Annotated in this window: 7 protein-coding genes and 1 other annotated feature; of the genes, 3 read left to right on the top strand and 4 right to left on the bottom strand. The window is 47.0% G+C overall.

Features of this window, described 5'->3' with window-relative positions:
* Nucleotides 1-151 precede the first annotated feature (151 nt).
* From B2899_RS10855 to trpB, 3 genes are all read right to left on the bottom strand, one after another.
* Nucleotides 152-2461, bottom strand: coding sequence for a diguanylate cyclase (locus B2899_RS10855; RefSeq protein ID WP_286885739.1), 2310 nt, complete (start codon nt 2459-2461; stop codon nt 152-154).
* Between the two features lie 32 nt (nt 2462-2493).
* Nucleotides 2494-3111, bottom strand: coding sequence for a histidine phosphatase family protein (locus B2899_RS10850; protein ID WP_146808470.1), 618 nt, complete (start codon nt 3109-3111; stop codon nt 2494-2496).
* Nucleotides 3112-3271: 160 nt separating this feature from the next.
* Complete coding sequence (gene trpB / locus B2899_RS10845) at nt 3272-4465, bottom strand: tryptophan synthase subunit beta (protein WP_146808498.1); 1194 nt, start codon at nt 4463-4465, stop codon at nt 3272-3274.
* 141 nt (nt 4466-4606) lie between these two features.
* Here trpB and B2899_RS10840 point away from each other — a divergent pair, with 141 nt between their 5' ends.
* Together B2899_RS10840 and rpsD are read left to right on the top strand one after the other, a co-directional pair.
* The gene (locus B2899_RS10840; protein ID WP_349679046.1) at nt 4607-5530 is read left to right on the top strand and encodes a DMT family transporter; all 924 of its coding nucleotides are present in this window, start codon (nt 4607-4609) and stop codon (nt 5528-5530) included.
* A gap of 254 nt (nt 5531-5784) precedes the next feature.
* The gene (gene rpsD / locus B2899_RS10835) at nt 5785-6381 is read left to right on the top strand and encodes a 30S ribosomal protein S4 (protein WP_286885736.1); all 597 of its coding nucleotides are present in this window, start codon (nt 5785-5787) and stop codon (nt 6379-6381) included.
* Nucleotides 6382-6544: 163 nt separating this feature from the next.
* On the opposite strand, the gene tyrS is transcribed toward rpsD, so the two are convergent.
* On the bottom strand, nt 6545-7807 hold the full coding sequence (tyrS, locus tag B2899_RS10830; RefSeq protein WP_286885735.1) for a tyrosine--tRNA ligase: 1263 nt from the start codon (nt 7805-7807) through the stop codon (nt 6545-6547).
* A 42-nt stretch (nt 7808-7849) separates the two neighbouring features.
* Nucleotides 7850-8093: a binding site (T-box leader), on the bottom strand.
* Between the two features lie 118 nt (nt 8094-8211).
* Here tyrS and B2899_RS10825 point away from each other — a divergent pair.
* A complete protein-coding gene (locus B2899_RS10825; RefSeq protein ID WP_286885734.1) occupies nt 8212-10644 on the top strand; it encodes a transglycosylase domain-containing protein in 2433 nt (810 codons plus the stop codon).
* Nucleotides 10645-10772 lie beyond the last annotated feature (128 nt).

Genomic DNA, 10772 nt, shown 5'->3' with positions numbered 1-10772 from the left:
AGAATGAGGAGAGGATTTTCATGTAGAAAAAGGCGAACGCCTTTTTCTTCCCCGGCTCTCATTTCCCCTTTCTCTCCTTCTTTTCTCATGATTTTCACAGAAAATAAAAGAAAGAAGCTCCGTTTTCCGAAGCCCTCTTTCCATATTATCGCTATGCAAGCTCAGCTTCAGCTACACATACCTGGTTACGTCCGGCGCGTTTGGCCTGGTATAGCGCTTCATCCGCTCGCTGGAACAATTGTTGAACATCTAAAATCCCATTTTCTTTTGTCCATGTCGCAACCCCGCCCGAAATGGTCACGGTTGGCCGCGTGATGCGCATAATATTCAACCGGAGACGCTCTGCTACCTGATGGGCAATTTCTTTCTGCACCTTTGGAAGATAGACAGCCATCTCTTCGCCTCCCCAACGGGCGGCAATATCGGAGGTACGAATGGATGCCGTTAGTTGATCTGCTACCTGAACAAGAATCTCGTCCCCTATCTGATGGCCGTACGTATCATTAATATTTTTGAAATGATCTACATCGATTAAAATGAGCGAGCCGCAAACATCCCGGCTCTGAGAAAACCGAATGCTGTCATACAGATACTTCCGGTTATACAGCCCCGTCAGATTGTCCGTAACCACCATACGTTCTACTTCGGCATGCAGTGAAGCATTGGTAATCGCTACTTTTACATGGCGAGTCAGCATCTCCAGACGCTTAAAGTCATCAAACGTATACCGATTCGGCTTGGAATCCATAAGCATGATGGCACCTGTCACTTCTTCCTTCTCCATAAACGGCACTGCCATTAGTGATTTATACGAAAAAGAGGGAAGTACGACTTCCGTCTCGGTAGCGTCCGCCAGCAGAAGTGACTCTTTCTTAACGAACAAATCATGCAGTTTACCCGTTTTAGGTATCGGCAGCACAAACTCCTTCGTTTCCTTTTGGGTGGAGGCGCGCATCACAAATGCATTCTCGTCATCAGACCAGGAAAAAATACAGCAATGCTCCGTCCGGAATGTTTCGGTCAACTTGCGAGTAATAAACGCCAACAAATCATGCAGCTTAATATTTTTGTTCAACTGCCGCGTCATCTCATCAATGAGCAGCAACTCTTTAATCAGACGACGGGATTGTTCATATAACTGCGCATTCTCGAACGCATTGCCTGCTGTATCGGCCAGCATCGTAATACATTCCACCTCACGGGACGGCAGCGAAATCGGTTTATCGCTGTATAGCTCAAGTACACCATATACGCCCTGCTTGCCGCGAAGCGGCGCGGCCAACGTTAAACTGCGGGTTCCTTCTGAACGCACCATAACCGTACGGGCTTCCATAAATGCCTGAGCACTCACATTGTTACCGTCGCTCGAAAAGGAAAACTGCTTGACTGGAAGCGTGGTAGAGAAAGAGTCATGTGACAGCCACAAATCTACCTCCATCTCCGGATAGAGCTTTTTGGTATTCTCAATAACAGCTCCCAGTACATCATCTACGTTGATGGAAGAATGAAACTTCTTTGTAATTTCAAAAAGCATCGCCTGCTTCTGCTCGTCGCGCTGTGCACGCATGTAGATGATAGAATTATAGACAACCAGACTTAAATCTTTGGTGAACCGGTATATAAAGTTTTGCTCCTGGGAAGTGAACGGATGGCTCGCATTGCGTAAGGCCGCCAGAAATCCGATAATTTTGTCTTTATAACGAAACGGAGAGATGAGACACCTTTCTTTAAAATCTTTTTCAAGCCCTAACAACTCTCGAATATTCGTATTTTCATTATGCAAAACTCTGCGTTCCGAGGAGAAATTCGAGACGATGTTCTCATATACCTTTCTGGGACTATGAAGAACTTCCGACTGCCACTGCAGCAATTTTCGATCACTGGAAGACCAGCGTGGAAGCCTGCCATCCTGTTCCTCATCGAAAACGACCGCCACACAATCAGTAAGCGTCATATTGGAAGCTACATGTTGGACAATCGTCTGCATCACGCTATCCAAATACATATCTTGATTGACTGTCTGAATACATGAAGCTATTTCTCCCGTGATATACTGCTCCTGCGTCAGGCGGAATACACCAGAAAATCCTTGCAAAAAAGTAATCGCATGCTTCTCTTCAACCGAAAGAGGGAGAACCATTCCTATGTATCCCGGAAACCAGACATTTCTCAGAACAGGAAAACACACCGTTCGACTGCCTGTTTCCTCATGGACCTGACTCCATTCTTCCTCGCCTTGAAGCGGGTAAGAAGATTGCATGCCAAATACAGGGCTTCCGAATTTTTTGGAAGCGAGCACACGTCCGGATTGATCAGATACAAACAGCCATCCCCTTTCTATCAAAAAGGAAGGAAACGAGATAAACCGGAGACTTTTTTGAAATACATTCGCCAACTGAGCCGAATACAAATCGCGAAATACGATCTCTTCCGGTTTCTGGTTGATCATATGATTGTTCACAACTCCGCCTTCTTTCTCTCTTTACCGCTCTCTTACTCTTCGTCCAGATGGGTCCCGTCATTAACCGTATGAACCATCCATGTTTCGTTATCATATTGAATGTGATTAAGTGAAGTATTGACCAACTTCGTTTTTCCCGTACCGTGCAGCCCCTCGCTCATATGATGAAGCATGGCGTTAATTAACCCGCCATGACTAACCACCAGAATATGCTCAGCGTCACTTTCCTGCAAAATATTAGTCAGGCAAGCGATGCCGCGCTGCTGCATTGCCGGAAACGTCTCTACATTGTATTTGCTCTCGGTATCCGTCCACGGATCAAAGTCAGGAAATTGTTCGCGAATCGTGCGATAATCTTTACCTTCCAAATCACCATAGTTTCGCTCCCTGAGTTCCGTATGACAACAGACGGAAAGTCCGAGCAACTCCGCCACAGCGGATGCCGTATAGAAAGCACGCTGCAAATCGCTGGAGCACACCTGTGTAATCGGAAAATTCTTTAGACGTGCGGCCAGTCTCCTTGCCTGCTCCCTCCCCCGTTCGTTCAACGGAATATCGCTATGTCCCTGAATCAAACGTTGTGCATTCCAATCCGTTTCTCCATGACGTACCAGATACACATGCTTTGTAGTAATAATAGAAGACTCCACCCTTCCCTACTTTAACATCTACTACTATAATTATACGAAATATCAAACAATGTTTCACGCATTATTTCTATAGTTTTCCATTAATCATCTTACTTTCATTTTTTTGTAACGAAAAGAAGGCCTGATACGCTTTGTTCAGGCCTTCTCTTCTCTATCTGGCTTATTTCTTATTATGCATCATATCGAATACTTGCTGTACGTCTTTGTCTCCACGTCCGGACAGATTTACAATAATGGATTGATCCGCAGATAAAGTTGGAGCCAACTTCATGGCATAGGCTACGGCATGGGAACTCTCGATTGCCGGGATGATCCCTTCTGTTCGCGACAACGCATGGAACGCCTCCAGCGCTTCCTCATCATCAATAGCCACATATTCGGCGCGGCCGATCGCTTTGTAGTAGCTGTGCTCAGGTCCGACCCCCGGATAGTCCAGGCCGGCAGCAACCGAATGGGTAGAGGCCGGCTCTCCGTCTTCGTCTTTCATCATGTAACATTTGAAGCCATGAATAATACCGGGCTCTCCTGCCGTAAGCGGCGCTGCGTGCTGTCCTGTAGCGAGTCCTCTGCCGCCCGGCTCCACACCGATAATGCCCACTTCCTTATCATCAAAAAACGGCGCAAACAAACCAATGGCGTTACTTCCCCCGCCAACGCAGGCGACAATATAGTCCGGCAGCCGCCCTTCTTTTTCCAGATGCTGAGCGCGTGCTTCACGACCGATAACGGATTGGAAATGGCGTACAATCGTTGGATACGGATGCGGCCCAACCGCCGAGCCAAGCAGATAGAATGTATTTTCGTAGTTCTCAGCGTAATCCATCAGCGCAGCGTCCACCGCTTCCTTCAACGTGCGTGCACCGTCTTTCACCGCCACGACTTTCGCGCCGAGAAGTTCCATCCGAAATACGTTCAGCGCCTGCCGGCGGGTATCTTCTTCCCCCATATAAATCACGCACTCCATGCCAAACATCGCACATGCCGTGGCGGTTGCTACACCGTGCTGACCTGCACCTGTCTCGGCAATGACACGTTTTGCCCCCATCCGTTTAGCAAGCAGCACCTGTCCCATTACGTTATTGATTTTATGGGCACCCGTATGGTTCAAATCTTCACGCTTTAAATAAATCTTCGCTCCGCCCAACTTCTCGGTCAGACGCTGCGCGAAATAAAGGGGATTGGGGCGTCCCACATATTCCTTCAGATAGTATTCCAGCTCTTCGTTAAACTCAGACTCGTCTTTGTATTGTTCAAACGCCTTCTCCAGGTGGTCAAGGGCCGCCTGCAGCGGCTCCGGTACGAAGCTTCCGCCGAATTCTCCGAAATATCCTTTTTTTGTTTCCACTTTGCTCATCATTCTCTGGCTCCTCTCGACTTCGCTTTTTTTATTTTCTGTCACACCTGCTTTGTTTGATATTGTACTATATCTATATCTGTTTTTCATCCGTTTCTTTTTAGAATTTTCTATTTTATTTCTTTAAGAAAGAAGGCATACATGTCGTTGAATACAGAAAGATTTTTCACCCATCGTGCAGGCATCGCAACGGTCGCAGTATTTGTTTGTTTTCTATGGGGAAGCGCATTTCCCTTTATTAAGCTAAGCTACGAATTACTCGATATCAGACAGAATGAATTTTTTGAGCAGATACTGTTTGCAGGCTACCGATTTTTCCTCGCCTCGCTGATGTTGGCAGCCTTTCTAATCATAAAAGAACGTCGGTTTGTGCTTGTAAAAGGCTCGCTTCCAGCGGTTATGCAAGTTGGCTTTTTTCAGACGACGCTGCAATATGTACTGTTTTATATTGGGCTAAGCTACAGCACAGGCATCCAAGGCTCCATTATCGCCGGATCCGGCACATTTTTTTCGGTTATTCTTGCCCATTACATGTACAGCAATGACCGGATGAATCGGCGTCGCCTGGTTGGTCTTTTGCTAGGGTTTACCGGTGTACTGCTTGCAAGCAGCACAAAAGGCACACTGCGCCTCTCTATCGGTCTCGGAGAATTGGCACTGCTTGTCTCCGCTTTTTCAAATTCGCTCGGTGGCATTCTTGCCAAAAACCACGCAGTTGCTACGGGCACTGTCTACCTTACTTCTTATCAGATGATGCTTGGATCTGTTGTTCTGCTTCTGCTGGGGGCAAGCGGAGCCGGATGGCAACCGTTCCATTTTAACGGACTGGCACTCGTATATTTGGTGTATCTCGCCTTTTTGTCCGCCGTCGGATTTGCCCTTTGGAATACGCTACTGAAATACAATAAGGTAGGCAAAGTATCGATGTACTTCTTCCTCGTTCCGGTATTTGGTGTGCTGCTGTCTGCTATGATGCTGCACGAAGTGCTGCATGGGATTATATTTGTGGCACTTCTGCTTGTAGTACTCGGTATCATTATTGTAAATCGGGAAAAAATGTTGTAAGCCAAGAAAAAAGTTGACTTTCATCCATAAGCGGATATAATATTATTTATGTGCTTTACACAGGGTAGCAATGATTTTAGGTAAAAACGTCTGGTCACGTCATTAGCTTCCTCCCTTAAGGGCTGCGGCTGCCTGTCCCTTAACGGAGCATGCGGCGGAAACGCTACCGTCCGAAGAGCATGTAGCAAAGTAAGGAACTAGCCAGGCGGAAGTAAACACCTAATTAATCTTACTGTAAAGGGGAACGAATAGTTATGGCACGTTATACTGGCCCTCGCCACAAACTGGCTCGTCGTCTGGGTATCTCCCTGGACGGAACTGGAAAAGACATCAAACGCAACTTCCCGCCGGGACAACATGGACATGCTCGCCGCAAAATGAGCGAGTATGCAATTCAGTTGACTGAAAAGCAAAAACTTCGTCATATGTACGGTATGATGGAAAAACAATTCCGCAAAACGTTCGACGAAGCCAGCAAAATGTCCGGCGTTGTCGGTGAAAACTTCATGAAATTGCTCGAATCCCGTCTGGATAACCTGGTGTACCGTCTTGGTTTCGCACCGACTCGTCCGGCTGCCCGTCAGCTGACAACTCACGGTCACATCACGGTAAACGGCAAGAAAGTGAACATCCCTTCTTACCGCGTAAAACCGGGCGATGTTATCGGCCTTCGCGAAAAGAGCCGCAACCTGCAAATCGTGAAAGACTCTCTGGAAGCTCGCTCATACCTGCCGAACTACCTGAGCTTTGACGATGCGAAACTGGAAGGTACGTATACCCGTCTTCCGGACCGTGAAGAACTGCCGGCTGAAATCAACGAAAAACTTATCGTCGAGTTCTACTCTCGTTAATCGGGAAGAGCACGCACAGAACCCATCGGTGTTATACCGATGGGGTTTTTTATTTGACTAATGACAGGTATATAAGAAAGAGAGACAGGGTTGCTAAGATGCAGCCTTTCTTTTTCCACCCTATTGAGTGCAACCCTGTCCCCTCTTGCTCTTATGTTTTGTTTTATTTTAATGTTATCTTCGCGAATTTGCGTTTACCGACCTGGACGATCATGCCTTCCTCGACTGCGATGTGATCGTCTACGGAGCCTACTTTTTCTTCATTAATTTTGACGGCGCCCTGTTGGACCATGCGGCGCGCTTCGCCATTAGATGGAACGAGTCCGAGAGTGGATAGAAGTTTTACGACCCAAATCTTGCCGTCTTCGAGCTCGCCTGCCGGAACTTCTTTCTCCGGTATATCGGTCGGAAGCGCACGCTGTTGGAACACCGTCTTGAAATGATTTTCCGCATCATTTGCGGCATCCTCACCCCAGTACATCCGTACAAACGTTCGGGCCAGGCGCATCTTGGCGTCGCGCGGATGAACGGAGCCGTCTTCGAGCCCTTTTTTCAAACTTTCTAATTCCTCCATTGAGATGTCTGTAGCAAGTTCATAATATTTGATCATCAATTCGTCCGGAATGGACATCGCTTTGCCGTAGATTTCGTTTGGCGGCTCACTGATGCCGATATAATTGCCCAGGCTTTTGCTCATTTTCTGAACGCCGTCCAGGCCTTCGATAATCGGCATCGTCAGAGCACACTGCTGCTCCTGTCCGTATTCTTTCTGCAGTTGGCGTCCCATCAACAGGTTGAACTTCTGATCCGTTCCGCCAAGTTCCACGTCACTTTCCAGCGCCACCGAATCATATCCCTGCATTAACGGATAGAAAAACTCATGGATACTGATTGGCTGGTTGTTGGTATAGCGTTTCTCGAAATCGTCGCGCTCCAGCATCCGCGCTACGGTCACTTTGGCCGCCAGTCCAACCACATCAGCAAAATTCATCGGTGCAAGCCATGTGCTATTGTAATTGACTTCAATCTTATCTGCGTCGAGAATTTTCGCGAACTGCTCTACATATGTAGCCGCATTCGTTTTCACTTGTTCTTCAGTCAACTGTTTCCGCGTCTCCGATTTGCCCGTAGGGTCGCCGATACGGCCGGTAAAATCGCCGATGACAAGCTGCACGGTATGCCCCAGTTCCTGGAATTGGCGCAGTTTATGCAGTACGACCGTATGGCCCACATGGATATCCGGTGCGGACGGGTCCAATCCCAGCTTTACTTTCAGCGGCTTACCCGTCACGACTGAACGCTCGATTTTTTTCCGCATTTCTTCTTCCGGTATAATTTCCGCCACCCCGCGGCGAATGATATTCATTTGCCGCTCAACCTCACGAATCTGTTCTTCCGTCAGACTGACTTTGCTTTGTTCACTCATTTTGGCTACCTCCGTTTTCTAAAAAAATAAAAACCCGCCCCACAAAGGGACGAGTTTATTCGCGGTACCACCCTTACTTAAGGACAGAAGTCCTTCGCTCACAAGGATAACGGCCTATTTGTACATAATCATCATAAGCCGTCCGCTCCGCAGAAAGAGATAATGCGGCGCAGAATTCGCTCCCGCGCTGTACTTCGCCGCCTGGCCGGGCCGGTTTGCACCTCCCACCGACTCTCTGCCGCTTCCGGGACTCAAGCCACTACTGATACGCGTTCATTGCGAATACAATGATATTGTTTTGACGTTATTCTCATAATAACTAAAAATAGCGTAAAGATGCAACATTTATCCTCTTGGACCGTCTTTATGATATAATGTTGCTGTTATTTGTAAGGGGGAGTAATATGGAAAAACAAAACGGTTCCGTGAATACGCCGGACAGGCCGAGACGAAAAAAGAGCTTCTGGCATACTCTTCTCATTGTTTTCCAGGTCTCAGCTATTTTATTCTTTATGGGCGTATTGTTCGCGGGCGGTACCGCCGCCGGCTATGTGGCTTCTCTTGTCAAATCGGACCCGGTTCGCAGCTATAATGAGATTTATCAAAAAATCTCCGCCAACAACCTGACCGGATTTGCCTATTTCAGAGACAAAAAGATGATTGGACAGCTCATTACAGCCGAAGACAGACGTCTCGTATCGCATAAAGAAGTTTCGCCTCATTTGATTGATGCCATTATCGCGACCGAAGATAAATATTTCTATGAACATAATGGTATCGTGCCTTCAGCTATCGCTCGTGCCGCTCTTCAACAAATTACGAATTCACCGGTCCAGACGGGAGGAAGCACGCTTACACAGCAATTAATTAAGCAAACCATCCTCTCTCCGAAGGTAACACCGGAAAGAAAATTCAAGGAAATCTTCCTTGCCCTCCGTATGGAACGGATGTTTAGCAAAGAACAAATTCTTGATGCTTACATTAACAAAATGTATTTTGGCCAAAACGCCAATCGTACTAACTTGTACGGGGTACAGGCTGCTGCCAAGGGAATTTTCGGCGTGGACGCCAAAGATTTAAACATCGCCCAATCTGCATACCTGGCAGGTATGCTCCAGGCACCGTATTCGTATATTCCGTTCAAGGAAAAAGGATTGAAACTTGGCAAAGAACGACAAAAACTCGTACTCAGCAGAATGCTGGAAAACGGGAAAATCACTAAACAACAATATGATGAAGCACTCGCCTATGATATCAAGGCTCACCTGCTAACAAATCCGCCTAAACCGGCAATCGAAAGATATCCTTATTTGATGATAGAAATCGAAGAGCGGGCAGCTAAAATTTTGCTGGATCAAGATTTCGAGAAAAATCCGGAGTTGAAAAACGAGCCTTACTCCAAACTCCTGGAAGAAAAACGAATGGCCGTACGCCAGGGCGGTTACCATATCTATACAACTATCGACCAAAAAATTTATGACAAAATGCATGCGATCGCAAAGGATCCGAACAACTTCGGTCCGGATCGGAATCCGATCGGAGACAAAAAAATGCCGCAACAGGTCGCTGCCGTCCTGCTCGATAACAAGACAGGTGCTATCATCGGCATGATTGAAGGTCGGGATAACGGCATTGAAAAGACAAACTTTGCGACATCGCCCCGTCAACCCGGCTCAACCATTAAATCCATTGGAGTATACGCGCCTGCCATTGAGGAAGGCATTATTTCACCAAACTCGATCGTAGTAGACGAAGAGACCGAATTCCGCGGCTATAAACCAAGCAATTATGGCGAAAGCTTCAAAGGACCGATGACCGTCCGTCAGGCGCTTGCGCGCTCGCAAAACATTCCGGCGGTGAAGGTATATTTCGAAACCGGGGTAGAGAAATCACTCAATTATGTTAAAAAAATGGGCGTTACCTCTATTGTGAAAGACGATTATTACCTGTCTACAGCACTTGGCGGCTTCACAAAAGGAATTTCCGTTGAAGAAATGACCAATGCTTACGCTACGTTTCCAAACGGCGGTAATTTTGTCGATGCCTACATGATTGAGCGTATTGTGGACAGTGAAGGGGAAACGGTATATCAGCATAAGCCAAAACCGGTCCGCGTTTTCTCACCGCAGACCTCGTGGATGATGACCGATATGATGCGCGATGTTATTGAGTATGGAACAGGCAGACAGATAGCACGCTATCGCATGGGTCGTGATGTTGCGGGTAAAACGGGCACGAGCCAGGAGTACCGTGACAGATGGTTTATCGGCTATACGCCCGATATCTCGCTTGGCGTATGGACCGGGTACGATATGAAATATAGCCTTCAAGGAAGGCACCGCGATGATGTATTAAGGATATGGGGGAAAATTTTCACTTCTGCGCTCGAAATCGATCCGAATCTCTCGCCTGCTGGTAACTATATGAAGCGTCCGCCAGGCACCTCAATGGCGGCCATCTATAACGCTAACCTGGCCACATCTAAGAATCCAGCTTCTTACGGCGGAAAAACGGAAGAAGAGAAGAAAGCAGAAGAAGAACAAAAGAAAACGGAAAACGAAAACAAGCAAACTGAGCAGCCTGTCGGTTCCCAACCGACAGACGGTGAAAATAAGCAGACCGATCAAAACGACGGTACTTCTAATGGTAATCAGAAAGAACAAGGTGATCAGAAGCAAGACGAAGAACAACAGGGTTCTACGGATGGCAAAAAAGAAGCCGCGGAAACGTCATCGAAAAAACAAACCAGGCCTTCCGACGGACAATCGAATAATACATCAGAGAAAAAATCAGATAAAACGACAAATAAAACGGACGCTAAAAAAGGAGAGGGGTAGCCCCTCTCCTTTTTTTGTGAAAATCATGAGGAAAGAAGGAAGGGGAAGAAGAAATGAGATCCAGGGAAGAAAAAGGCCTCCGCCTTTTTCTACATTAAAATTCTCTCCTCGTTCTCTTCTCCTTCGTA

Source organism: Aneurinibacillus sp. UBA3580 (assembly GCF_002375825.1).
In the GTDB taxonomy this organism is placed as follows: domain Bacteria; phylum Bacillota; class Bacilli; order Aneurinibacillales; family Aneurinibacillaceae; genus Aneurinibacillus; species Aneurinibacillus danicus.
The sequence above is the reverse complement of the archived record's forward strand: the minus strand, read 5'-3'. Positions and strand labels throughout refer to the sequence as shown.